General features: G+C 43.5%; 20 protein-coding genes and 9 tRNA genes. 9 read left to right on the forward strand and 20 right to left on the reverse strand.

Features of this window, described 5'->3' with window-relative positions; all coding sequences use genetic code 11:
- Positions 1–98: 98 nt before the first annotated feature.
- Positions 99–1,403, forward strand: a complete 1,305-nt coding sequence (locus L0991_15810) for a dicarboxylate/amino acid:cation symporter (protein XGB65014.1) — start codon at positions 99–101, stop codon at positions 1,401–1,403.
- A 154-nt stretch (positions 1,404–1,557) separates the two neighbouring features.
- Here L0991_15810 and L0991_15815 read toward each other — a convergent pair whose 3' ends face one another.
- The 3 genes from L0991_15815 to L0991_15825 form a co-directional block, all read right to left on the reverse strand.
- Entirely contained in the window at positions 1,558–2,952 is a 1,395-nt protein-coding gene (locus L0991_15815; GenBank protein ID XGB65015.1) for a histidine kinase sensor domain-containing protein, read from the reverse strand.
- Positions 2,949–3,614 carry a response regulator transcription factor gene (locus L0991_15820; GenBank protein ID XGB65459.1) on the reverse strand — a complete coding sequence of 222 codons (666 nt, stop codon included), beginning with the start codon at positions 3,612–3,614 and terminating at the stop codon, positions 2,949–2,951. The genes L0991_15815 and L0991_15820 overlap by 4 nt, the downstream gene beginning before the upstream one ends.
- 80 nt (positions 3,615–3,694) lie before the next feature.
- Complete coding sequence (locus L0991_15825) at positions 3,695–4,168, reverse strand: NYN domain-containing protein (GenBank protein ID XGB65016.1); 474 nt, start codon at positions 4,166–4,168, stop codon at positions 3,695–3,697.
- A 249-nt stretch (positions 4,169–4,417) separates the two neighbouring features.
- Between L0991_15825 and L0991_15830 the strand changes: the two genes are divergently transcribed.
- Complete coding sequence (locus L0991_15830) at positions 4,418–4,957, forward strand: DUF4174 domain-containing protein (GenBank protein XGB65017.1); 540 nt, start codon at positions 4,418–4,420, stop codon at positions 4,955–4,957.
- A 30-nt stretch (positions 4,958–4,987) separates the two neighbouring features.
- Here the strand turns inward: L0991_15830 and cobA are convergent, their stop codons facing one another.
- The 9 genes from cobA to L0991_15875 form a co-directional block, all read right to left on the reverse strand.
- A complete protein-coding gene (gene cobA / locus L0991_15835) occupies positions 4,988–5,758 on the reverse strand; it encodes a uroporphyrinogen-III C-methyltransferase (GenBank protein ID XGB65018.1) in 771 nt (256 codons plus the stop codon).
- A 327-nt stretch (positions 5,759–6,085) separates the two neighbouring features.
- Entirely contained in the window at positions 6,086–6,901 is an 816-nt protein-coding gene (locus tag L0991_15840; protein XGB65019.1) for a formate/nitrite transporter family protein, read from the reverse strand.
- A gap of 122 nt (positions 6,902–7,023) precedes the next feature.
- Positions 7,024–7,347, reverse strand: coding sequence for a nitrite reductase small subunit NirD (nirD, locus tag L0991_15845; GenBank protein ID XGB65020.1), 324 nt, complete (start codon positions 7,345–7,347; stop codon positions 7,024–7,026).
- 15 nt (positions 7,348–7,362) lie between these two features.
- Positions 7,363–9,921, reverse strand: coding sequence for a nitrite reductase large subunit NirB (nirB, locus tag L0991_15850; protein XGB65021.1), 2,559 nt, complete (start codon positions 9,919–9,921; stop codon positions 7,363–7,365).
- 687 nt (positions 9,922–10,608) lie between these two features.
- Positions 10,609–10,682 (reverse strand) — tRNA-Cys (locus tag L0991_15855).
- Between the two features lie 64 nt (positions 10,683–10,746).
- Positions 10,747–10,833, reverse strand: a tRNA-Leu gene (locus tag L0991_15860).
- Positions 10,834–10,913: 80 nt separating this feature from the next.
- Positions 10,914–10,989, reverse strand: a tRNA-Gly gene (locus tag L0991_15865).
- A 36-nt stretch (positions 10,990–11,025) separates the two neighbouring features.
- A tRNA-Cys gene (locus tag L0991_15870) sits at positions 11,026–11,099 on the reverse strand.
- A 67-nt stretch (positions 11,100–11,166) separates the two neighbouring features.
- A tRNA-Leu gene (locus tag L0991_15875) sits at positions 11,167–11,253 on the reverse strand.
- 347 nt (positions 11,254–11,600) lie between these two features.
- On the opposite strand from L0991_15875, the gene L0991_15880 reads away from it, so the two are divergent.
- Complete coding sequence (locus tag L0991_15880) at positions 11,601–12,389, forward strand: lipase (protein XGB65022.1); 789 nt, start codon at positions 11,601–11,603, stop codon at positions 12,387–12,389.
- An 87-nt stretch (positions 12,390–12,476) separates the two neighbouring features.
- Here L0991_15880 and L0991_15885 read toward each other — a convergent pair whose 3' ends face one another.
- The 7 genes from L0991_15885 to L0991_15915 all read right to left on the reverse strand — a co-directional run bounded on the left by L0991_15885 (position 12,477) and on the right by L0991_15915 (position 18,573).
- Positions 12,477–14,342, reverse strand: coding sequence for a methyl-accepting chemotaxis protein (locus L0991_15885; protein XGB65023.1), 1,866 nt, complete (start codon positions 14,340–14,342; stop codon positions 12,477–12,479).
- 430 nt (positions 14,343–14,772) lie between these two features.
- Positions 14,773–14,846: transfer RNA gene (locus L0991_15890), tRNA-Cys, on the reverse strand.
- A gap of 64 nt (positions 14,847–14,910) precedes the next feature.
- Positions 14,911–14,997, reverse strand: a tRNA-Leu gene (locus L0991_15895).
- Positions 14,998–15,077: 80 nt separating this feature from the next.
- Positions 15,078–15,153: transfer RNA gene (locus L0991_15900), tRNA-Gly, on the reverse strand.
- A 36-nt stretch (positions 15,154–15,189) separates the two neighbouring features.
- Positions 15,190–15,263, reverse strand: a tRNA-Cys gene (locus tag L0991_15905).
- A 197-nt stretch (positions 15,264–15,460) separates the two neighbouring features.
- On the reverse strand, positions 15,461–16,906 hold the full coding sequence (gene viaA / locus L0991_15910) for an ATPase RavA stimulator ViaA (GenBank protein ID XGB65024.1): 1,446 nt from the start codon (positions 16,904–16,906) through the stop codon (positions 15,461–15,463).
- Between the two features lie 11 nt (positions 16,907–16,917).
- Positions 16,918–18,573, reverse strand: coding sequence for a DUF3763 domain-containing protein (locus L0991_15915; protein ID XGB65025.1), 1,656 nt, complete (start codon positions 18,571–18,573; stop codon positions 16,918–16,920).
- Positions 18,574–18,860: 287 nt separating this feature from the next.
- Here L0991_15915 and L0991_15920 point away from each other — a divergent pair, with 287 nt between their 5' ends.
- The 5 genes from L0991_15920 (at position 18,861) to L0991_15940 (ending at position 23,207) form a co-directional block, all read left to right on the forward strand.
- On the forward strand, positions 18,861–19,376 hold the full coding sequence (locus L0991_15920) for an NUDIX hydrolase (protein XGB65026.1): 516 nt from the start codon (positions 18,861–18,863) through the stop codon (positions 19,374–19,376).
- A 39-nt stretch (positions 19,377–19,415) separates the two neighbouring features.
- Entirely contained in the window at positions 19,416–20,420 is a 1,005-nt protein-coding gene (ltaE, locus tag L0991_15925) for a low-specificity L-threonine aldolase (protein XGB65027.1), read from the forward strand.
- Positions 20,421–20,510: 90 nt separating this feature from the next.
- On the forward strand, positions 20,511–20,825 hold the full coding sequence (locus L0991_15930; GenBank protein XGB65028.1) for a cytochrome c: 315 nt from the start codon (positions 20,511–20,513) through the stop codon (positions 20,823–20,825).
- A gap of 166 nt (positions 20,826–20,991) precedes the next feature.
- Positions 20,992–21,927, forward strand: coding sequence for a ribosome biogenesis GTPase YlqF (gene ylqF, locus L0991_15935; GenBank protein ID XGB65029.1), 936 nt, complete (start codon positions 20,992–20,994; stop codon positions 21,925–21,927).
- A gap of 254 nt (positions 21,928–22,181) precedes the next feature.
- A complete protein-coding gene (locus tag L0991_15940) occupies positions 22,182–23,207 on the forward strand; it encodes a GGDEF domain-containing protein (GenBank protein XGB65460.1) in 1,026 nt (341 codons plus the stop codon).
- A gap of 127 nt (positions 23,208–23,334) precedes the next feature.
- Here L0991_15940 and L0991_15945 read toward each other — a convergent pair whose 3' ends face one another.
- Positions 23,335–23,880, reverse strand: coding sequence for a GNAT family N-acetyltransferase (locus L0991_15945; protein ID XGB65030.1), 546 nt, complete (start codon positions 23,878–23,880; stop codon positions 23,335–23,337).
- Between the two features lie 167 nt (positions 23,881–24,047).
- On the opposite strand from L0991_15945, the gene L0991_15950 reads away from it, so the two are divergent.
- Complete coding sequence (locus tag L0991_15950) at positions 24,048–25,190, forward strand: fatty acid desaturase (GenBank protein ID XGB65031.1); 1,143 nt, start codon at positions 24,048–24,050, stop codon at positions 25,188–25,190.
- Positions 25,191–25,244: the final 54 nt, after the last annotated feature.

The raw sequence follows: 25,244 nt of genomic DNA on the forward strand, positions 1-25,244 counted from the left end.
CAAACTCATTTTTTGTTTTTCGATTTGATTAACCGACTGCTAATCTCCTGCTCACTTTGAAAAGGTATCAAAGTTATAAATAATAAGGAGTGTTCTAAATGAATACCAAAAAACCTATGTCTCTGACTGGCCGAGTAATTCTTGGTATGGTCGTAGGTATATTAACGGGATTTGCCATTCAATCCCTTTTTGCAGAAAGTGGATTTGTTAACAACTACATCGTTAACGGACTCTTTGAAGTAGGCGGACAAATTTTTGTCGCCAGTTTAAAAATGCTTGTTGTCCCTCTAGTCTTCGTTTCACTAGTGTGCGGTACAAGTTCTCTTAAAGACTTATCAACTCTTGGCCGTATGGGTGGCAAAACGCTTGCACTTTATATCGGTACTACGGCCGTTGCTATCACTTTAGCATTGACGATCGGTAACCTGTTCCAACCTGGTGCTGGTGCGGATTTGACTGCTGCGAGCTCTTTTAAATCAGCGGATGCCCCTTCTCTTGGCCAAGTAATCATCGATATGTTCCCAACCAACCCTATTCAGGCGATGGCTGAGGGCAAGACACTACAAGTAATCGTGTTTGCTGTGTTATTCGGTATCGCAATTAGTGCTGCTGGTAAACCGGGTGAGCGCATTGCTGCTGTATTTGCTGACCTAAACGAAGTTATCATGAAGCTTGTTGCTCTACTGATGAACCTTGCTCCTTACGGCGTGTTCTTCTTGATGGCGAAACTGTTCTCTGGTTTAGGCTTGGGTGCAATTTGGAACCTAGCAGAATACTTCTTAGTGCTTGCAGGTACTCTACTATTACACGGTTTGGTGACTTACAGCGCGATGCTTAAAGGCTTCACTGGCCTTAGCCCTATTACGTTCCTACGCAAGATGGAAGATGCAATCATGTTTGCATTCTCAACAGCATCTTCGAACGCAACGATTCCTGTAACAATGGAAACCGCTAAGAACCGTATGGGTGTAGACAACAAAGTCGCTTCATTCACTGTACCACTAGGTGCAACAGTGAACATGGACGGCACTGCAATCATGCAAGGTGTTGCGACAGCGTTTATCGCACAAGCATACAACATCGACCTTACTATGGGTGATTACCTAATGGTTATCCTAACAGCGACATTGGCGTCTGTAGGTACTGCAGGTGTTCCTGGTGTTGGTCTGGTTATGCTAGCGATGGTATTGAACCAAGTCGGCCTGCCACTAGAAGGTATCGCTCTAATCATGGGTGTTGACCGTCTTCTAGACATGATCCGTACCGCTGTAAACATCACAGGTGATAGTGCCGTATCTATCATCGTTGCTAAGTCTGAAGGCGCTCTTGATGAGTCTCGCTTCAACGACCCTGCAGCAGGTGAGAAAGAAGAAGAAGTTAAGCTATCACGCCAAGAAGCGTAATCTAGCTGCCCTGCTTCAAGCTAAAGCGTAATTAATGGCTACGCTTTAGCTCTAAACACAAAAAAACGCCACAGCATTTGCTGTGGCGTTTTTTTATGGGTTTTAGGCAGCAGCAAGTAACTACTCCTGCCTAAATATAATCGGAGCGGCAAGATTAATTAGCGGACTCACTAATTGGGAACATTAGATTCACTCTTAGTCCCCCACTTTCTCTATTCTCAGCCGTCACATGACCATTCATCACAACCATTGCCTCTTTCACGATGGCAAGGCCGAGACCGTAGCCACCAGACTGCTTGTCTCTTGCAGATTCAATACGAGTAAACGGATCAAAAATACCTGCAATTTTGTTATCAGGGATGCCTTCTCCATCATCTTCTACAGAAATGACACTGTAACGTTGATCGATTGTCATTTCATACGTCGTTACCGAAATATGAGCATGTTCACCCGCATACTTAATCGCATTGCCAACCAAATTCCCGATCACTCTTAAAAGCAATCGCTCATCAATGTTCACCATCGAGGTCGGTGTCTCCAAATCACCCACCAGCGTTTGATTAGGCTTTAAATCATTTTGCATTTGCGCGATAAGCATCGAACAATATTGCTCTAACTGCATCAAGCTAAGCTTGGAATCATAGCGAGAGGTTTCTAAGCGACTAAACTCGAGGATTTCGCCCACTAGCTTGTTCATCTCTTCAGTTTCACTTTCCATACGATCAAGCAGCCCAGCACTCTTGTCATCGACCTTATTCCGCAATAAATGCAGAGCGAGGTTTTGCCTCGCTAAAGGCGTCCTAAGTTCATGAGAGACATCTCGTATCAGTCGGCGTTGCTTCTCTGCCAATGATTTAATTTCAGATGTCATATGATCAAAATCCACCGCCAGTTCATTGAACTCTCTGGTGTTTGATTTCAATTCAGAGACGACTTGCACAGAGAAATCACCGTCGGCTAAACGTCGACTCGCCTCTCTCAAGCGATCCAAAGGTTGTTGAAGCCTTCTTGCCATAATTAAAGAGAACAAAGACAGGATGATGAAAGCGATAAATACTTTCATCAATGACGAATACAAGCCAAACGAATTTGCTGGGTGGAATCGATGCGGCAATTGGATAACTAAGCTATTACCGTTTTCTAAAGGTAGGCCGAAGATCGGCCGATTCACAACGGCATCCAATTGATGATCCAACGTTCTTAAGAAACGTAACTTGAACTCAAAGTGAGGATGCATGTGTCTGTGTGTTAGCGGGTGATTATCTTTGTCTAAAACAAACAAATAATACTGCTGAGCATTGGCCCAGTCCGCCAGCTCATCCATATCACCATCTTCGATTAACACATTGGCTTGATACGCAAGATCCAACATTTCTTGCTTAACAGAATCAGGCACCTTAAGTAGTGCCTTCATCAACGCCTTTTCTGCAACCGCTTGAAAAATAAAGATACTGACAAGGATGATCGTCAAATATGAGAAAAGTTGGAACGTTAATCCATCTTTACGCTTGGCAATGAAGTCGGGGCAACGTATCAGCTTGGTACTCATGCTCCAACCGACTCTAGGTAGCTATATCCTTTGCCACGAACCGTTTTAATGTGCTGTTTAGACAAGCCTGCCTGTACTAACTTACGGCGGATATTGCTGATGTGCATGTCTAGATTGCGATCAAAGGGACACAGCTCTTTCTTTAAGACATGTATTTGTAAGTCAGACTTAGATACAACAATGCCGTCATTCTTAATCAAATAATCAAGCAGATCTTTTTCTGTACCCGTTAGGGGTAAACGAGAGATCTGTTCACACAAACCATGGTTAGATGAAGCTAGAGACTGTCTCTGACGCTCAAATCCAACTCGACGTAAGATAACCTTGATACGAGTCAATAGCTCAGGAACATTGAAAGGTTTAGCGATATATTGATCGGCACCCGCTTGATAACCATCAAGCATCGATGCATCGTCATTGAGTGCCGTTAACATCAAAATAGGCGTAGCAAAACGCTGACAGATGCGCCTTGCGACTTGAATGCCGCTGAGGTTAGGCAGCATCACATCGAGCAACACTAAATCAACAGGATTGGATTGGATAAACTCTAATGCAGCCTCGCCACAATGAACGGTATCAACGTGATACCCCTCATTCTCTAGAACTTCACCCAATAATTCACACAACTGAATATCATCATCAACAACTAAAACGCGCGACATCATACAAACCGATAAATAATAATAGTTTGCATTTTAATTATCGTTATTATTGATTTCAATTATAAAATGAGAGATTTACTCTATAGTAAGAAATCTTTTTCAATCGGAACGAACTTTGACGCAGAATCGATAAGATTTTGAGCAGTAAGCCCTGGTACGCCGTACACTTCCACTTTTTTACCAAAGCGTTGTTTTATTCTTTCCACAAGGATCTCAAAATCTCCATCTCCAGAAACTAAAACGATCGTATCCACATTCTCTGCTAGTTCGATGGCATCTAAGGCAATACCGACATCCCAATCACCTTTCGCACTGCCATCACGACGCTGAATAAATGGCTTCAATTTCACATCAAAACCCACACCGCGCAGAATATGATGGAATTGACGCTGCTTAGGATCTTGACTAGAAATCGCATACGCATGGGCCGCAACAACATTTCGACCTTCTGTTGCTACATACCAAAATTGGTTGTAGTCAAAGTTAGAACGATATTTGTCTCGTGTTGTGTAGTAGACGTTTTGAACGTCGACCAAAATAGCTATGTTTTCCATAAATTCATACCTTTAGATTTTCGGTATACCCTATTCTATTCAACCCTAAAATGCGAGTCGCTTTATCTAATAAAAATGAACCTGTTGGCTATGGTTAACGTAAATCTAAGCATGTTTAAGGCAATCCTAACTATGCTTAATAGATGTCTATCAGATTGGATGCTCGCCCTTGTCTTTGATAACCATCTCACAAGGGCTAGCAATTAGAGATACAAGTAAAGCTAACAAGCTACTAAAGGGAGGTTGGCTATGCTACACCGACAAAAACACAAATCGCACGGAAGCATTAGCAACACCGCAAGGGTCGCTCTAGTTCCTTCCAGTAGTTGGTTAACTTTGCTCAAACTAATAACTGTTAGCACCGCGTTGATTTTGAGCCTCGCCACTCATTCAGTGTTTGCTTATCCAGCCTACTCCCATTCACAACCACTGCCTCATCGCAGCGTCATTTACTTCGCCCCGGAGGAAGACTCTGTGGTAAAAGAGTTTCTTAATGAAGTCTTAATCAATAACTGCCAATTGGACGAACGTGATGTCGTCATCATGGTGATAGCAGAAAGCGGATATACCGTCCCGACTTGGCTGGAGGAAGAGTTTAACTTAGAAGCAGTGACCAACATCTATGAGATTCCCAAAGGCTCTCACACTGCAGTATTAATTGGTAAAGACGGAAAAGAGAAGCACAGATGGAATGGTAAAACGGACTGGAACCTCATCACCAACATCATTGATGAGATGCCAATGCGCCAACAAGAAATGCAGCGACAAAACAGCCGCTGCAGTATCTAATTCAAAACATAAAAATTAGGCGTAACTCAATTACTTGTTGAACCAGTCAAGCTTTTCATGGAGTTGAGCCACACTACCAACAACAATCAATGCTGGGCTAGTCGCGATACTAGCCAGACTTGCTAAGTCACTCAGCCCACCTCGAAACACCTTCTGTTCTTGGCGTGTGCCGTTTTCGATAATCGCCACGGGCATATCCGCACGCATACCGTTATCAAGCAGATTCTTTTGAATATTCGGGCTCTCTTTTAATCCCATATAGAACACGATGGTATGATTGTGTTGCGCCAGAGATTGCCAATCAATATCTTCACCGTCTTTTTTAAGGTGACCAGTAATAAACTGAACACTTTGAGCATGGTCGCGATGCGTCAGTGGAATACCCGCATAAGCCGTAGCGCCCGCAGCGGCTGTAATACCAGGAATGACTTCAAATTTAACCCCGTTCTCAGCAAGCGTTTCACACTCTTCCCCACCACGGCCGAAGATAAACGAGTCCCCACCTTTAAGGCGGACTACGTGCTTGTTTTCCTGAGCTTTAGTGACCAGTAATTGGTTAATTTGGTCTTGTGGAACACAGTGGTGGTCGAGCTTTTTACCCACATACAACATCTCTGCTTCTGGGTTTGCCATCGCCAAGATATCTTTTGATACCAAGCGATCGTAAACCAGTACATCCGCTTGTTGGATGACGCGTGCTGCTTTTAACGTTAACAGGTCTGGGTCACCAGGCCCTGCACCAACCAGTGATACAAATCCATTGCTTTCTTTATTAACATTCGATGGCGATACTTCTGACATACTTTGCTCCGAAAGTTAGCTTGTTATATTTCAAGCTTAATTCTGTTTGATGACTCATCATTCAATGAATCATCAATATCCCTACTTCTTAGACTATCAGTTGTTGCCGTAAAACTTCACGATTAATTCTAATCAAGATAGAAGTTTATATAACAAAACAATCTATTACGTTGGAAAACGCTGATATTTGCACCATTCCCAAGCACATTTAGCCCAACTTAGGTGCACTGCTATCTGAGTAGAGAGTGTTGAGATCAAAAAGCCCCAAATCAATAGTTTGGGGCTTAACACACTTCATCAATTACTTATTAACCTTGAGTATTCGAATTACTTAGCGCCCAGAGAAGGAGCTGTTCTAGCGTGAGTTAGGAATAGAGGAACACATGTTAGGAACAAACCACCAACGATGTTACCTAGGATTGTTGGGATAAGGTTAAAGTTCAACCAAGTCGCGATACCGAAATCAGCGCCAAGAATCATACCCAGTGGGAACAGGAACATGTTTACGACTGTGTGCTCAAATACTAGTGCGAAGAAGATGAAGATTGGGAACCACATCATTGCTACACGGCCAGATACAGTGCGTGCTGTCATGTTACCAATTACACCAAGACAAACCATTAGGTTACAGAAGATACCGCGCACGAAACACGTGATCCATCCGTCCATACCCATGTTTTCAAAACCTAGGCTACGGCCAGTAGAAACTGCGATAAACTTCTGAGCAACAGCGTTTGGTTCTAGAGAGAAGTTACCTGTTAGTGATACCGCAACTAAGAAAGCAACAATCAGAGAACCAATAAGGTTACCCAGACCAACAAGACCCCAACAGCGTAGAATACGACCCCAAGTGATACCTGGACGGTTGTCGAATTTCGCTAAAGGTGCAAGACCAAACACACCTGTTACTAAGTCGTAACCCATTACACTAAGAATAACGAAACCAACTGGGAACACGAGTGCGCCAACAATACCGATACCTGTTTGAACGATAGTCGTGATAGCCACTACAACCGCAAGAGAAAGGATAATACCAGCCATAGTGCTTCGGATCAGAAGATCGCGAGTACCCGTCTTGGTTTTAGCTTCACCTACATCGATCATTGTTTGAACGAATTCTGTCGGTTTAAAATCAGTAGACATAAGGTTGTCCTTAAAAGTTAAATTTAAAAGTTAAAATTGGATAGGAAAAGGTTCTAGTTGCCGAGTTAAGGCAATATCGATAACTAGAACCCTTGAACTATCAAATCTTACTCATCGAAAGATTAAGCAGAGATTTCTACAGCGCCTTTAGTCACACGAGCTTTGTACGCTTTCACGCTAAAGTTCTCGTCTTCCATGCACACACCTGTTGTCAGGTTAAAGCGTTGCTTCTTAAGTGGGCTTGCCACCCAAAGCTCGTCTTGGTGCTCTACAATCAAACCACGAGATAACACGTTAGATTGAAAGTAAGGGTCTGTATTGCTAATCGCTAGCACTTCTTCAGCTTTTGTTGGGCGGAAGATAGCCACTTGCTCACCAGCCACCAATGCACAAACACCTGTACCGGGGATAATGTCTTCGATCTTACAAACTTTGGTAAATGCCATGATGTCGTCTCCCAATTAAACCAGTTCAACGTGAAGGATATCGCCCTTCGCTTCTGGGTGTTTCTCTGTGAATGTCGCTGGACGGTGTTGCTCACGGCCATCATCAACAAACACAACGTTATCATCACGGTCATCAGCGTTGATGAAGTGAGCGAAGCGCTTAAGTTGAGCTTCATCGTTGATGGTGTCTGTCCACTCACAAGCAAAGTTATCTACAAGGCCAGCAATATCAGCTTCAAGTTGGTCGTTGATACCAAGCTTATTGTCGATGATAACTTCACGTAGGTAATCCACACCGCCTTCTAAGTTATCCATCCATACCGAAGTACGTTGTAGCGGAGCAGCCGTACGGATGTAGAACATCATGAAACGGTCGATGTACTTGATTAGCGTTTCTTGGTCTAAGTCGCTTGCTAGTAGGTCTGCGTGACGAGGCTTCATACCACCGTTACCACATACGTACATGTTCCAACCTGCATCAGTCGCGATAATGCCTAAGTCTTTACCTTGAGCTTCAGCACACTCACGAGTACAACCAGACACACCAAACTTCATCTTATGAGGAGTACGGATGCCTTTGTAACGGTTCTCGATCATCACGCCAAGACCAACTGAATCTTGTACGCCGTAACGACACCAAGTAGAACCAACACATGTCTTAGCCATACGAAGCGCTTTTGCGTAAGCTTGACCCGTTTCGTAACCCGCTGCGATTAACTTCTTCCAGATTGCTGGTAAGTCATCTTTTTGAGCACCGAACAGGCCAATACGTTGTGCACCAGTGATCTTAGTGTAAAGGTTGTATTCAGCCGCAACATCAGCCAGAACGCTTAGCGCTTGAGGCGTTACTTCACCACCCGCCATACGAGGGATAACAGAGTAAGTGCCGTCTTTTTGCATGTTACCTAGGAAGTTATCATTGGTATCGTGCAGTTTCACTAGCTCAGGCTTAAGGATGTGTTCACCCCAGCAAGAAGCAAGGATAGAACCCGCTAGAGGTTTACATACTTCACAGCCGTAGCCTTTACCGTACTTCTCTAGTAGCTCATCGAATGTTTTGATTTCTTCAATGCGAATTAGGTGGAAAAGCTCTTGACGAGAGTAAGCAAAGTGCTCACACACATCGTTCTTAACTTCTACACCGGCTTTAGCAAGTTCAGCATTAAGTACTGAAGTTACAAGTGGAATACAACCACCACAACCAGTACCCGCACCAGTTACCGCTTTGATATCACCGATTGTGTGGTGACCTTCAGCAACCGCTTGAGCGATTTTGCCTTTCGTTACATCAAAACAAGAACAGATAACTGCAGATTCAGGAAGAGAGTCTGCGCCAAGTGTTGGTTTTTCAGCACCAGCGTGTGCAGGAAGGATCAACGCATCTGGATGTTCAGGGAGGTCGATTTCATTCAGCATAAGCTGTAGAAGATCGCCGTAGTCAGACGTGTCGCCAACCATTACTGCACCTAGCAGCTTCTTGTTGTCTTCAGAAACGATTAGACGCTTGTAAACTTCTTGCTCTTCGTTTTGGTAAACGTAGCTCTTACAACCAGGAGTACGACCGTTAGCATCACCGATAGAACCTACTTTCACACCTAGAAGCTTAAGCTTCGCAGACATGTCAGCACCTTCGAACGTGCTTTCGTTACCAACAATGTGGTCAACTGCAACTGTCGCCATCTTGTAACCAGGAGCAACTAGGCCGTAGAACGTTTGGTTCCATGAGGCACACTCACCGATCGCGTAGATGTCTTTATCTGTTGTTTGACAGTGATCGTTAATCTCGATACCGCCACGAGGCGCGATACCCAGACCCATTTGACGAGCAAGTTTGTCTTGAGGGCGGATACCAGCAGAGAATACGATGAAATCTGTTTCTAACTCAGTACCGTCTGCAAAGCGCATCACGTTACGAGCTTCAGTGCCTTCAGGAGCAATCTCAAGCGTGTTCTTGCTTGTATGTACGTTTACGCCCATACGTTCGATTTTTTGACGAAGTTGGTTACCACCGGCTTGGTCAAGCTGCTCAGCCATTAGCTTTGGAGCAAACTCAACAACGTGCGTAGTTACGCCAAGAGCCTTTAGTGCGCCTGCTGCTTCAAGACCAAGCAAACCACCACCAACAACCACACCAGATTTAGAATTCTTAGCAGTGGCTTCGATAGCTTTCAAATCTTCGATTGTGCGGTAAACGAAACAGTCTTTACCTTCGTTACCTTTGATTGGCGGAACGAATGGGTATGAACCTGTAGCAAGGATTAGCTTGTCGTATTGAATTTCACGACCAGTGCTTGAGTAAACTGTTTTCTTTTCACGGTTAACGTTAATAGCACGCTCACCGATCAGCATGTTGATGCCGTGTTTCTCGTAGAAGCCTTCTTTAACTAAAGAAAGTTCGTCCGCAGTATGGTGTGAAAAATAAGAAGAAAGGTGTACACGATCATAGGCTACGCGAGGCTCTTCACAGAAGACTGTGATGTCCATGTTAGCAACGTCTGTCTTCTCGACTAAATCTTCGATATAGCGATGGCCTACCATCCCGTTACCGATTACGACTAGCTTCATCTTGCTCATAAGAATTCCTGAAGGTTATATATTTCTTAACTAAGCGAATAATGAATTATGAAAGAAAATGAAAATATGATGTAAATCAATTACGAAATCGAACTACCCAAAAGGGGTAGAACAAAAGAGGTAGAAGCGGCTAAATTTCAGCCATAGCAAACGAATAACCGTAGATTAGATAAGGTTTAGAGCGATTTAATAAGCAATCAAACACATAATTAAGATTGTTGTAATATTTCACAAAAGATTAGCAACAACGTAAGTAAATGACAATCATTTTCATTTATGGTCATAATTACGATAATTAGCGACTAAAGCACGATGCGTTCATGAGCAAGTGTGTACAAATATGAAAACCTGAGTGATGAAATGCTTCCGCCACACTACTTAAATCCCCTATCTAAATTTACAAACGTAATCATTGCTCAGAACCGTTTACTGGCTTAACCAATAAATAATGTTCAGCAGTGTTTTCTTGTGCACGACGATGTCAACCGCTCGACTCGCTAGGCCAATGCCTACATGTAGGGAAAATTAACAACACAACATACAAAGATATGAACTATGAGCTATGAGCTATGAGCTATGAGGTGCCCATTTGATAAATGGTAGGCAACAGAATTTAGAAAAGTCGATAGATAAGAATGCCAGACAGCAAAAAGGCCAGCATTTCTGCTGGCCTTTCAACTTGAATGATGGAGGCGCCTCCCGGAGTCGAACCGAGGTCCACGGATTTGCAATCCGCTGCATAGCCACTCTGCCAAGGCGCCTTCAATAGTGTTTTAAGAGAACAACTCTTTTGATTAGTACCCCAAAAGGTAACAACCAAATAGATGGTGCCCCGGGCCGGACTTGAACCGGCACAACGCGAACGTCGAGGGATTTTAAATCCCTTGTGTCTACCAATTCCACCACCAGGGCACGCAATTCTTTATTGCGATGCCGATTACTGAAAAGTAAAACACCATCTTAACGTCGAAATGAATCAACATTACAAAATTTGGAGCGACACACGAGGTTCGAACTCGTGACCTCAACCTTGGCAAGGTTGCGCTCTACCAGCTGAGCTAGTGTCGCATTTTCATTATTCAACTCTACATCTTAGAGAGATAATGGAGGCGCCTCCCGGAGTCGAACCGAGGTCCACGGATTTGCAATCCGCTGCATAGCCACTCTGCCAAGGCGCCTTTAATAGTGATTTAAGAGAACAACTCTTTGTTCAGCACTCTACTTAAAAAGTAGAAACTATATAGATGGTGCCCCGGGCCGGACTTGAACCGGCACAGCGCGAACGCCGAGGGATTTTAAATCCCTTGTGTCTACCAATTCCACCACCAGGGCAACGCAATTATGCATGCTTATTACTGAAATAGAACACCATCTCTCAACGACCTAAGCCGTGAGAACGAGGTGTACTTTAACGGATGGAAAAAATTCGTCAACAATAAATTTTATCTTTTAATTCAAGTGATTAATTATCGCACTTTGGAGAATAAATTTAGCCCACCTTGTATGGTTCTTATACTTGCCCTTCGTGTTTAATAGAGCGTTCGGCTCTGAGTTAACGGTTTGAAACACAGTTATCTATCTGCCCTTTTCGTAGTATCAAAGCAGTCAATTCGTATTTTCATGTGTTTTTCATATTCAACGACTAGAGTTTTAAGTAACTCTTACTAAAGTTTAAAGCTGTGAAATCACTAAAACGATACCAGTATGAGCGCTATGCCGTTCTTTGTAACCTCGCTTACTCTCGTGGGTTCAAACAAACTCGTTATGGGTTTGCTCCAAACGGTCAGAGAGTCATCAAGAATCAGTTTGGTAAAACCATGATTCGCGTGCTGTGGAATAAAGACAAAGATGAGGTGGTGGTCGTCATTAAAGGCTCACACAGTGTTTCAGATTGGCTGCTTAACTTTGCGCTATGGACAAGAAGCTGCAAAAGAATTGGACTTAACTATCGAGTTCATGCGGGATTTTATCACCTGATGTTTCAAGAGAGCCAACCGAGTCGAAATGAAGATAATTTAGGTTTGAACGTGACCGAGCGCTTGGAAACGATTCTCGCGCCCTTATTAGAACAAGGCAAAAGAGTGGCAATTACTGGGCACTCTTCTGGCGGTGCGATTGGTTGTGTCTTTGCGGATTACTTTGAACAGAAATACCCGGGCTGCATAAAACGTATCGTGACTTTTGGACAGCCTGCTATTGGAGATTGGAGCTTCAAGAAACATTATCGCTTGAGTAAAAAGACCTACCGCATATGTTGTGACATCGACATTGTAACCTTCATGCCACCAGTGCCTTTACTGTATTGGCACGTGGGAAAGATCCTTTGGCTTTATAACGGGCGTATCTATGAAAATACACCGACTTTTATTCGCTTAGGGCGATCCCTCTTTAGTTGGTTGATTAGGCCATTTTCTTATCACTTGATGAGTAAATACATACGCAATAAAGACTTCTTTGATCTGCACTGAGACTCGCTCACCATTATAAAGAAAGAGCACAAACTTATGACAATCTGTGCTCTGTATTTTCTCGTCTACCCTATCGCGCTATAGTTTTTAAAGCTTGAATCGAGACAACTCTTGCTTCAAATCATTCGCTAAATGGCTAAGCTGATCTGCCTGGGATACTGCATCCGTCGCATCAAGCGCCATAACGTCACTCACTTCACGAACAGATTCAGTGTTAGCGTTAATTTCCGCTGTGACCAGTGACTGCTCTTCAGCAGCAGAAGCAATCTGAGTCGCCATATCACTGATAACTTGAATCGCTTCACGGATTTGAGCGAGGCTCTCTCCTGCCATATCAACATCATGCACGCTTGTCTCCGCCATATCGTGACTTTGCGTCATCACTTTAACCGCGCTATTCGTTGCCTGCTGTAAACGCTTGATCTTGTCTTCGATTTCTTCAGTCGATGCATGAGTACGCTGAGACAGTACTCGAACCTCATCCGCTACAACAGCAAAGCCACGGCCCTGTTCACCTGCCCTTGCCGCTTCAATCGCAGCGTTAAGTGCCAGTAGGTTAGTTTGTTCAGCTATCTCGCGTATCGTCGCTAAGATAGACGCAATTTGTTGCCCATGCTCTTCTAGTTCGCTGATAATAGATACAGCGCTCGTCAGTTCAGTAGCAAGCTCATTGATTGATGATTGGCTTTTTGCCATCTGTTTGAAGCCTTGCTCGCTCAATTCAACTGAATGACTCGCACTCTTCGCTGTATTGTCCGCGTTAGACGCGATCTCAGCCGTCGCAGTCGCCATTTCAGTTACCGCTGTTGCTACCATCGTAATTTCATCTTGCTGTCGGCTTACGCTATCGCTACGTTTTTGAGCACTCTCATTAGCATGCTCAGCACCGTCGTTCATCGCTGTAGAGACTTGGGTAACGTTGGTCATCATCCCATGCAGTCGATCGACAAACACATTAAATTTATCGGCCAATTGACCAACTTCGTCTTTACTGGAGACTTGAAGACGCTGAGTTAAATCACCTTCACCCTCTGCGATATCAGCGAGTGCTTCGCTTACTCGTCCTAGCTCTACCAACTGTCTCGCAACAAACCAAGACGTTGCCGCGGCCATCACAATCAGAACAATCAAACCCGTGGTGATCTGACTGACCAACATGTCAAACAGAGGTTGCTCCAAAACATCTTTATCCATCTCAATCACAAGCAACCAATCCGTACCACTAATTGGCTCCGCCATGATCACACGTTCGTGGCCATCAACTTGGGTGAAGATCGTCGTTAGATTCTGTGCTGCACTGTTTAAACCAGCAACACTTAGCTCAGGAGCTATCTCGTTAACCTGCTTAAGGATAAAGTCTTCATTTTGGTGAGCGACAACCGTGCCTTGTTTGTCGATAAGGATCGCGCGTCCATTTCCTGGTACCTGTATTGCTAATACGTCTTTAATCAGCTTGTCCAAGGCTAGGTTGGAAGCAACAACACCAATAATGGACCCGTTCTCGGTAACCGGGTCGGTCAGCGTAACCACAAGTGCCTGCATCGTAACACTGACATACGGCTTAGTTGTGACAGCTTTGTTTTGCGCTAACGTCTCTTTATACCAACCACGAACTCTTGGGTCGTACCCTGCTTTATTGAGGGAAGGATCATGACGGAACATTTCCCCGTCTTTATTTCCGTAATAACTCAACCCGAAGCCACCAGATACAAGGGTTTGACGTAAATGCGGGACAATATCTAATGAAGGGTTAAGTTGAACTTGTTGTTGGAGACCATGTACGGCTTGTTTCTTATCGTAAAACCAATCACTGATCCCTTTAGCATGGGCATTCAGCGTGTTACGACTTTCACTCTCTATCGCCTGCCAGCTGTTACTTTGAAACGTCTTATAACCCATGAAAAGAAGAATTGCGGATGTGAAAGCAATCGCCAAAACTACAGAGAAAACCATTTTCCTCTTTAGACTAAATTGCATATTAAGAACCTCGTATAGAACAATTAAAGAAATATAAAGAGAAATCCTATCACCCATACTCATGTTTTTATTAGGGTTATCCCAAAAAACCATGAAACAAATTGAGCATTATGTTTAATTGTGACTTTGATTTATTTACTGGTTTATCAACGATAAAGGTTATGTAGCCACAAACAAAAGCGAGTTGTAGAAAACAAAATGAAAAGTAAAAACAGAATGCGTAAACAGAGCAGATAAGCAGATAAGCAGATAAGCAGATAAGCAGATAAGCAGATAAGCAGATAAGCAGATAAGCAGATAAGCAGATAAGCAGATAAGCAGATAAGCAGATAAGCAGATAAGCAGATAAAAAGTAAGAAGCCAGAAACGAAAAAACCAGTCACTAGGACTGGTTTTTTCTGAATGATGGAGGCGCCTCCCGGAGTCGAACCGAGGTCCACGGATTTGCAATCCGCTGCATAGCCACTCTGCCAAGGCGCCTTCAATAGTTTTTTAAGAGAACCACTCTTTTGATTCCTACCCCAAAAGGTAACAACCAAATAGATGGTGCCCCGGGCCGGACTTGAACCGGCACAACGCGAACGTCGAGGGATTTTAAATCCCTTGTGTCTACCAATTCCACCACCAGGGCACGCAATTATTTATTGCGATGCCGATTACTGAAAAGTAAAACACCATCTTAATGTCAACATCAATCAACATTACAAAATTTGGAGCGACACACGAGGTTCGAACTCGTGACCTCAACCTTGGCAAGGTTGCGCTCTACCAGCTGAGCTAGTGTCGCATTTTCATTATTCAACTCTAGATATTAGAGAGATAATGGAGGCGCCTCCCGGAGTCGAACCGAGGTCCACGGATTTGCAATCCGCTGCATAGCCACTCTGCCAAGGCGCCGTTTTATTTCAACACTTTAGGGACTAAGTAAGTCACTCCGCTGTGTTCGGGTGCCTACTTTACGGATTAAGGAGAGATAGTCAAACAAAAAAGTGAATTTAAATTCTGTTTGCTGACATTTAAATCAAATTGCTGCATGTTCGATCTTTTCAGCTAAAAAACACACAGCAAAATGCTTTAAATTAATGATTCGCGATCTACCACTTCTTCATGAAGCGACCAACCAAGCTCGGGTGATATGCCCAACAATGGTCAAACATGCTCATCAATTGAGGGTTTCCGTACTTAGAAAGGCTCACTGCGTGGAAACGGTTTTTATGTTCCTTCAGCTTTTCAACCTGAGCGATCATCTCGTCAGACTGCTTAGGAGCAATAAAATCAGACAACACGATTAAATCGGCATTCTTGTATTTGTCACCTGTCATCAAATCGATCGACTTCATCAATACAGGTTCCAAATCTGTGCCTCCGTGGAATGAGTAACTCAAGAAGTCGCTCGCTTCACGTAAGCCATCTTGCCTTGTTAGCTCGTAAGTAATCTGTTCTGAAGAGAAAAGGATCACGTAACAGTCCCTTTCTTCCGCCAAAGCGATTTGCATTAGCGCATAGGCCATTGCTTTAGCGGATTGCTCAGGAAAGCCGCTCATAGAGCCAGAGGCGTCGACACAAACAATAAACGGCCCCTTCTCGATATCAACGTGTTTACTATCTGGCTTTTGTGCCTTAACTTTACGCAACGTACGAGACTTACCTTTGGAGCGATAGCTCAGTAAGCGTTTATCCGCCAAGTGCTTGTAGAAGATAACTTCGAGCTCTGGGTACGCCAAGAACATAGTCTCGTTTGGCAGCATCTTGTTAAGATCATCGCTTTCATGAATCCCGACGATATCATCAACGGCTTCATCGCTTTTCTCTTCTACCATCTGTAGTTCTTCTACAGGAGCCTTATGTAACGAGGGATCGTCTTCCATGCCCGCCATACGGCCTAGCTTCTCTGCTATCTCTTGCAGACCTTTGTGCTTATTTAAAAACTCTGCGTGACGCTTCATTACAGTTAAATCTGTTTTACTCAACTTAGCAGAAGCCATATCCCACAAACGTCCTACGCTTCCCTCATCACCAGATTCCGTCACTTTATCCATGTTTTTCATGGTTTCCATGCGTTGGTAGAGATCCGCTAAAACTTTCTCTTTGCTAGTTTCCAGCTCTGTTACTTGAGCTTGCTTGATGGCATCTGACAACGACTGATACCACTGATCACAGAAGTAGTGCGGGAACATCGCATTGTAAACACCCTTGTTGTTTTCCATCAGGCGTCTAGCTTGTAGGTAAAACGCTGAATGCCACTCCAGTTTTTTGATGACACTATCAATCTCATCAAAAAACTGGGGCTCATCCCAGTGAATAACTTCTTGGTAAAGTGCGATTTCTTCTTGGAATCGATCGGTCTCACACACCTTAGTAACACGTTTTTTTACTTTACCGCGCCATTTCACTAGGTGGTTTTTAACCGACGTTTTGACCCCTTTATTCTCGGCAGCCATCATCACTTGAGAACGGGCGATGAGATCATTCATCGCCGTATCAATGATGCCTGAGTCAGCAACCATTAAAGCAAGGTTTAAACCGTCTGCTCCTAACATACTTGTCCCCTCTACTCGAAGTACTGACTCATAAATTTAAGACGCTGAGCAATCTTGCTGCTCTTCACTTTTGCGGTCTCAAGCTCTTGTGTTACCGCTTGCAAACTTGATTCCATCGCTTTTGGTAGTTCTGGGTCGATATAGTTGTGAGGAAGCGCATCGTGGAAATCGGTGCGCACACGTTTCAGCTTGAATTCAGCTTCGTTTAGCTGCTCAAGTGCTCGCTCAGCGCCACACAACCATTTGTTGTAAAGCTCTTGGTCCAGACCGTCAGTAGTCACCACACTCACTAATACCGAGCGATTTGCAATGTCTTTAATCACTAGCTGGTTCGATGCATCGAGATCCAACTTCAAGCGACACAGATTCTTGTTTTCGTTTACGTAACCGTAAATATCTCCGTGCCCTTCTTTAAGCACACGATCGAAATCATCTTTCGCTACGTAAACCCAGCGGCTATCACCTTTCTCTGATTCTGACACTGACATGTTGCTTTGCAGCAGAACTAACTTCACTAAGTTGTAAGCACTGCCGACGCTGTACGTCTTCGCGTTTTTAATATCGTTGTGGTAAACGTCTTTACGTAGAAGGCCACTGGTTGTTTCCATAGAGAGTGAAACAGAGAGTGTTGCTTCAACTTCGTCTTGGATATCTTCAAGCTCTTCGCGTGACATTTCGATTTGAGCTTTAGACTCTTGTTGATCAAAAGCTCGGTTCAACGCAAAGTCTTTGACCACGCTATGAACCACATCTCGTGATTCAGGGCTGTGCCATAAGCAATCTTGCAGTAAAAGAATATCGAGAGGGTTTACGCTGTCACGACCACTGAAGAACGCACTGGCCTTCAGCAACTTCACGGCTTTCTTCCAACGTCTATCTGAAACATACAGATCAGATTCAGAAGTTGAACCCTGCTGTTTCACTGTCTCTTCTAGCATAGTCTTCAACTCATACAGCTTGTTGAAGGCGTTGTCCGTCAGTTCAAGCTTGTCGAGTTCTTTTTGCCACTGGTGATATTCAATATCAGTAATCGCCAAACCCTTCGGGATCTCAGCTTCTTGAGAAGTACCCGCAGTTAGCATCGATTTGAAATTTTGTTTGTTCTGGATTCGGTTTACAAACACGCGCACAAGCATGCGGTCATAAAGCGCTTCTAGGCCGCTGTCTTCATCCGGAAGTTCATTAGACGCTGATACCAATAGACGCATTGGTACACGTTCAATATCACTACCGTTCTTGAACGTTTTTTCGTTCACAACGGTAAGGAGTGTATTAAGGATCGCAGGGCCGGCTTTCCAGATTTCATCAAGGAAAACCACTTGAGCCGTTGGTAGATAACCTTCAGTCAGCCTTACATAGCGACCATTGTCTTTCAATTCTTGGATACTTAAAGGGCCAAACACCTCTTCAGGCGTAGAAAAGCGTGTCATCAAATATTCGAAATAGCTGCTGTTATCGAAAGCTTGGATTAGGCGTTTAGCGATAAGGCTTTTTGCAATGCCCGGAGGGCCTAGTAGGAAAACACTTTCACCAGCCAAAGCAGCCAATAAACAGAGCTTGATGGTATCTTCTCTTTCATAGACGCCATCAGAGAGAGCATGCGCTAATTTGTTAATTCTTTCAGAGAGTAGCGCCTTGTCAGCATGTGAAGAAATAGAAGGGGTCATGCATTACTCCGAAAATCTTTGGACAATAAAGAGTGTAGATTTGTTTTTATACATTTGTTAGCACTTTGTTACAAGTGTATTTTATTATTGAGTTGCATTTATATCAGATGGTTACGTCCGTAATTTCGGTGTAATCATAGATTGCAAATTTGAGAGTAGAGTCACGAATGGTGTGAAATTTAATTCAAAACTATGCCTAAATTTTCTTTTATTTTCGACACCATAGGCGTTATGGTGGAGCACGTCTTTCGAATACGAAAAATTGGCAAGGAATGTGGCCAGACTGCATGAATAAAGTTATCCATCAATGGAAAAGTATTTCTCTCATAGAAGAGAACGTGACGCTCCCTACGAACGTCGTGGTAAAACATACAACAATTAACCACCCTGGTGCCGCCGTTATTCTTCCTATCACATCTTCTGGAAAAGTCATCCTGATCAACCAGTTTCGCCCTTCACTTAAAAAGTGGCTTTTAGAACTGCCCGCAGGCACGATGGAAGTCAATGAAACACCACTTGAGTGTGCTCAACGTGAGCTAGAAGAAGAAACCGGTTATAGCGCAGAGTCATTCCAAAGTCTGGGGCAAGTTACCCCACTCGCTGGCTTCTGTGATGAGATTCAGCATTTGTTCGTAGCAAAGCAGCTCAACCTCACTACCCGCTTTGAATGTGATGAAGATGAAGTAATAGAGGTGATCGAACTTAGCTTAGAAGAACTACACGATAAAATAAGAAACGATCAAATCACCGACACCAAAACTATCGCTTGTTTAAGTAAAGCCCAACTATGTGGCCATCTATAACCAATTATATGGCTACCTAAAGTACTCTAGGAGAAAAACATGGACTTTCGTTCTGATACCGTAACCAAACCTTCACAAGCTATGCGCAAAGCAATGGCGAACGCAGCTGTAGGTGATGATGTATACGGTGACGACCCAACCGTAAATGAACTTGAGCAGTGGGCTGCCAACGAAACAGGTTTTGAAGCAGCAATGTTCACCTCATCAGGTACTCAAGCAAACCTGCTTGGCCTAATGGCACACTGTGAACGTGGTGACGAGTATCTTTGTGGCCAACAAGCACATAACTACAAATATGAAGCTGGGGGTGCGGCGGTACTTGGTTCCATTCAACCACAACCGATCGAAAACAATCCTGACGGCACACTAGACTTTAAAAAGCTGGCCGCTGCGATTAAACCCGATGACAGCCACTTCGCTCGTACTAAGCTTTTAAGCCTAGAGAACACCATTAATGGCAAAGTACTTCCGATGTCTTACTTAGCCGAAGCTCGCGAGTTCGTAAACCAGCACGGCTTACAAATGCACCTAGACGGCGCGCGAGTATACAACGCAGCTGTTGCATTAGATGTCCACATTAAAGAGATCGCTCAATACTTCGACTCAATGACTATCTGCTTGTCGAAAGGTTTAGGCGCTCCAATTGGTTCATTACTGCTTGGTAACAAAGAGTACATAGCGAAAGCACGCCGCCTACGTAAAATGGTGGGTGGTGGTATGCGCCAAGCGGGTATTCTTGCTGCAGCAGGAAAAATGGCGCTGACAGAAAACGTAGCTCAGCTTAAAGCTGACCACGAGAACGCGAAAAACTTGGCTATTGGCTTGAGTAAATTGGAAGGCTTCTCGGTTAACCCTGATTTTGTTCAAACGAATATCGTATTTGCGAAGTTAGACGAGTCAGTGGATATTAACCGTATCGCAGGTGAACTTAGCGAACAAGGTATAACAATGACTCCTGGTAACCCCGTACGTTTTGTTACCCACCGCGACATTAGCACAGAGGATGTTTCTCGTTTCCTAACGGAATTGGAAAAAGCGCTGTAACTCTCTCCAAAGTTCTCAATCTATCGCTATTAATACTTGAGCTTCCCCTAAGGGGAAGCTTTATACTTTTGTTTTCACAGGAGTATATTCGTGTTTAGTAAATCCATAACCTTCCTAATTGCTACTCTCTCTTTCTCATTACACGCCAACGATTTTGGAGACCCAGAGCTTGGGAAGCTGAAATCACCTAGCTGTGTTTTTTGCCATTCAGTTACTGGTGACAACACAAACAACGCTTACCCTAAAATTTCTGGTCAAGACCCAATCTACCTGTTCAATACGATGAAAGCGTATCAAGACGGAAGTAGAAAAGGTGATTACGCAGAAATGATGCAAGCACAACTAAGCAAACTTAATGACCAGGATTTAAGAGATATAGCTGCTTTTTATGCTTCACAGAAATGATGGCTTTCACTGTATTAAGTGAATCACAAGCTGATAAAACATCGCCAAGTCGCCTATACTTCAAGCAAATTCGCATAGCTCATTAAACGTCTGGATAGATATGGCTTTACACGCCCTATCGAACCCTTACAATGTGCAGCAACTATATTTATCAAGGTTTATCTCTATGTCTATTCAATGGTTTCCGGGTCACATGCATAAAGCCCGCAAAGAAATCGAAGAAGTTATCCCACAAGTTGATGTGATCATCGAAGTACTGGATGCGCGTATTCCGTTCAGTAGTGAAAACCCAATGATCTCCTCACTGCGCGGCGATAAGCCTTGTGTAAAAGTACTGAACAAGCGTGACCTTGCCGATCCTGAGTTAACTGAACGTTGGATTGAACACTTTGAAAAGGAGCAAGGTGTAAAGGCTATTGCAATTACCACCAGCGTTAAAGAAGAAGTAAATCACATCATGGAGCTGGTTCGTAAGCTTGCACCACACCGTGAAGAGATTGGTAAGAACATTCGTACTATGATCATGGGTATCCCAAATGTGGGTAAATCAACCATCATCAACTGCCTAGCAGGACGCACAATCGCAGTGACAGGTAACCAACCTGCGGTAACTCGTCGTCAACAGCGTATTAACCTACAAAACGGCGTGATCCTTTCGGATACCCCTGGAATCCTTTGGCCTAAAGTAGAAAACCCGCACAGTGGCTTCCGCCTAGCGGCTACAGGCGCAGTAAAAGATACAGCGATGGAGTACGATGAAGTAGCATTCTACACCGTTGAGTATCTTGCGAAGCAGTACCCTCACCTACTGCAAGAGCGTTACCAGATTGAAGAGCTGCCAGAGTCTGATATCGAGTTGATGGAAGCCATTGGTCGCAAGCGCGGTGCACTTCGTGCCGGCGGTCATATTGACCTTCATAAGTGTTCTGAGATCTTACTGCATGAACTTCGTAACGGCACTTTGGGTAAAGTCACTCTAGAGCTGCCAGAAATGATCACTAAAGAGCTGATCGAAGTTGAAGAAGCCGCGGCACTGAAAGCTGAGCAACAAGCTAAGAAAAAAGAAGAGCGTCGTAAACGTTACTTGAAGAACAAGCGTTAATAACGATTAATCACTCTCATATATCCCTCTAAACATGTTCACGTTCTATTTCATGTAGGACGTGAATATCGTACCCCTCCTTTGTTGATCTAGCTAACATACTGACAAATCAATAAAAATGCTCGTTTACAATCATCAAGACTGTGACATACTACGCAAATTATTGTGTATCAATTTCGGCTAGTTTCTCAATGCGCTCTTATACTGGGTTCAAAAATCAGCGATTTAAAACCTATTTCGACAACGAAATTTATCTGCCGTACATAAATTTCATCTATATTCCGATCTCAATATTCTGCGCTTTTATTGTCACTGACTATATTCACTTCGGTACGGAGTGCGTTACGCCAATCATCTTGCGTATTCTCCTGTTCTTGATGATGATGGCCGTTGCCCGTTACTGCATCAAAAACAAGCCTAACGTTTTAGAGTTCGTAGAAAGTACCTTTCTTGTTATTAGTTCTCTGTTTTTGGTCTATGTTGGCCGACTCGCTATTGATTTAGGGAATTTTGACTACCAAGGTGGCATCATTCTAGTGATGATCTACATAGGTACTTTTTCTCGATTGTCTGCCAAATACAGCATTACGACGCTTTCATTTATCTTTTCCGCATACCTGATCGGCCTATCTCCCCTACTATACGCAGCAGAACCTACTCACGAAATTGAGACCATTTCGGTTTACTTATCTGGCTATGTCTTAATTTCTGCAGCCTGTATAAGGCGTGACTTAGAAGTACATAAACGCTTCGCACAGTCTGAACAACTTCGTAAACAAGCGATACAATTACGTAAACAATCGAATATGTTTGAAGCACTGTCTTATAAAGACGCGCTTACCGGTTGCTACAACCGACTTTACTTACATCAAGTTATTGAACCGAGCATTAACCGCAAACAGTCGATTACATCGATTATGATCGACATTGACCATTTCAAAGCGATCAACGATACCTACGGCCACCAAATGGGCGATTTGGTCATTAAAGAGTTGGCCATTGAGATTCAGAAAAGACTGCCACTTGGAAGTAACTGTTTTCGATATGGCGGCGAGGAGTTTCTGATACTGGTTCAAGGTGGAACTAAAGACTCTATTCAATCGCTTGTAGATTCTCTATTGGAGTGCCCTTCTCGACTTAGACTAGAAGTCACAATTTCAATCGGTGTCAAACACGCTTCTCAAGCTCTAGGTTCTGTCGAGCAACTCATTGATGACGCAGACCAAGCACTCTATATTTCAAAGAAAAATGGGCGGAATCAAATCTCTTGGTCTGATTAGTTAGAAGCTTAATGTCATCTGATTACAGGACGAACGAAAAAGCCCCAAGCATCTATAATACTTGGGGCTTTATTTATATTCTCAATCGCATAATTAAGCCATGTCGCACAAAGCGTAATATCGAAAATCAAGAATAGACGATGCTTTTTGTTTTCTGCTCAAGGTCGACTGGAGAAGACCAAGAGATCACTTTCTCATTCACTTTACTTCCGCACGGCGCATTCCACACCTGTTCCAGTTCTTGTTTTCCGCCAATAGCTTCATAAAACGCTATAGCTTGGTGGTTTTCCGACATCACCTCTAGGTAAAGCCCGGAATCAGAATAGTATTGTTTTAAGCGTTGAGACAATTCAGACAACAATCGTTTACCTAGACCACGGCCACGATAATTACTGTCTACGTGCAATGCATCAATGAACGTGCCCCGTTCAAAATTGTGATTGCCAAACGCACAGACAAAACCAACCAGTAAACCGCCTTCCTCGAGCAATAGAACATGTTGGTTAAAAGGTGGATTAATCAGACGAGTCTGCCAAATAACAGATCTGTCCTCCAAAACCTCATGTTCTAGGTAATCATCAGCAAGAATGCCACGGTAATAAAGCTTCCAGCTATCCGCATGTAATTGGGCAATCCGCTCATAATCTTTATATTCAGCTATTTTAATTTCCATTTATTAGCCCTTAGTACTTCCATTTATGACTTGTTACTACATTTCACACTACCTTTATACAATATTTAAGCAAAACATACTAATACACGTTTACACTTTCAATGTTGACTTACACGTGTACGCTGATATTCTAGCGCACAGATGTAAGCTCAATGGAAAAATTGCTAATGACTAGTGCCGACAAACCATCAACAAAAAAGCCGCCGTTAATCTGGCTAAATATTTTTATATTCTCTTTTAGTATGCTGCTTGCTGTTGTTGCGGCTCCCGTTTATGGCTACTTTTTTGGCTATGGAATGGAACACTGGGTATGGCTAGCGATCTGTTTTAGCTTCTGTAACCTTTCTATCACGACTGGCTATCACCGCTTGTGGTCACACAAAGCATTTGAAGCACATTCGAGCCTAAGATTCCTATTTGCTTTAGGTGGCGCCTTTGCCCTACAAAACAGCGCTCTGCACTGGTCTTCAGACCACCGTGTTCACCACAAGCATGTCGATAACAACGACAAAGACCCATACTCTGCAAAACGTGGTTTTTGGTACTCACACATCGGCTGGATGATTCGCAACTACAACACGTCTATCTATAAAGATCACGAGAACTGTCGTGACTTGAAGAAAGACAAGATCGTAATGTGGCAGCACAAGCACTACATTCTCCTGGCGCTTATCATGAACTTTGGTGTGCCGATCGCACTAGGCCTGATCTATGGAGATGTGATTGGCATGCTGTTAATCGTAGGTGCGGTTCGTTTGGTACTTAACCACCACACCACATTCTTCATTAACTCTCTTGCACACATCTGGGGGAGCCAACCGTTTACCGACAAGAACACTGCACGCGATAACGGTGTACTTGCCGTACTTACTTTTGGAGAGGGCTACCACAACTTCCACCATATCTTTGAGAACGACTACCGTAACGGCATTTACTGGTGGCAATATGATCCAACGAAATGGTTAATTAAAAGCGCTTCATTTATGGGTCTTGCCAGTAAGCTTAAGAAAACACCACAAGCACGTATAGAAAAGGCCGAAGCTGCAATGTTATTGAAGCGCACGCAGCAGAAGATCATGCATCGTGCAGATAACATTCAGATTGCAGAAAAACTGCAGGCAGAGTTTGACTCTCTCGTCTCCAATATGAACGAGTACTACGCCGTTAAAAAGCAACTGCTAGAAAGCAAGCGTGACGATGTCGTTAAGAAATACGAGCACTCACTACTTAAAGTCCGTTACCAGCAGATCAAGATGAACTTCGAACAGCAAAAGAAAAATTGGGTGATGACGGTTGAGCAGTACGCTTAAAGTAAAGGAGCGCGCTTAACACACCAGTAACAATACTGTTTGGTTCTTATTCGA

Origin of the sequence: Vibrio chagasii (assembly GCA_041879415.1) — a bacterium.
GTDB lineage: Bacteria > Pseudomonadota > Gammaproteobacteria > Enterobacterales > Vibrionaceae > Vibrio.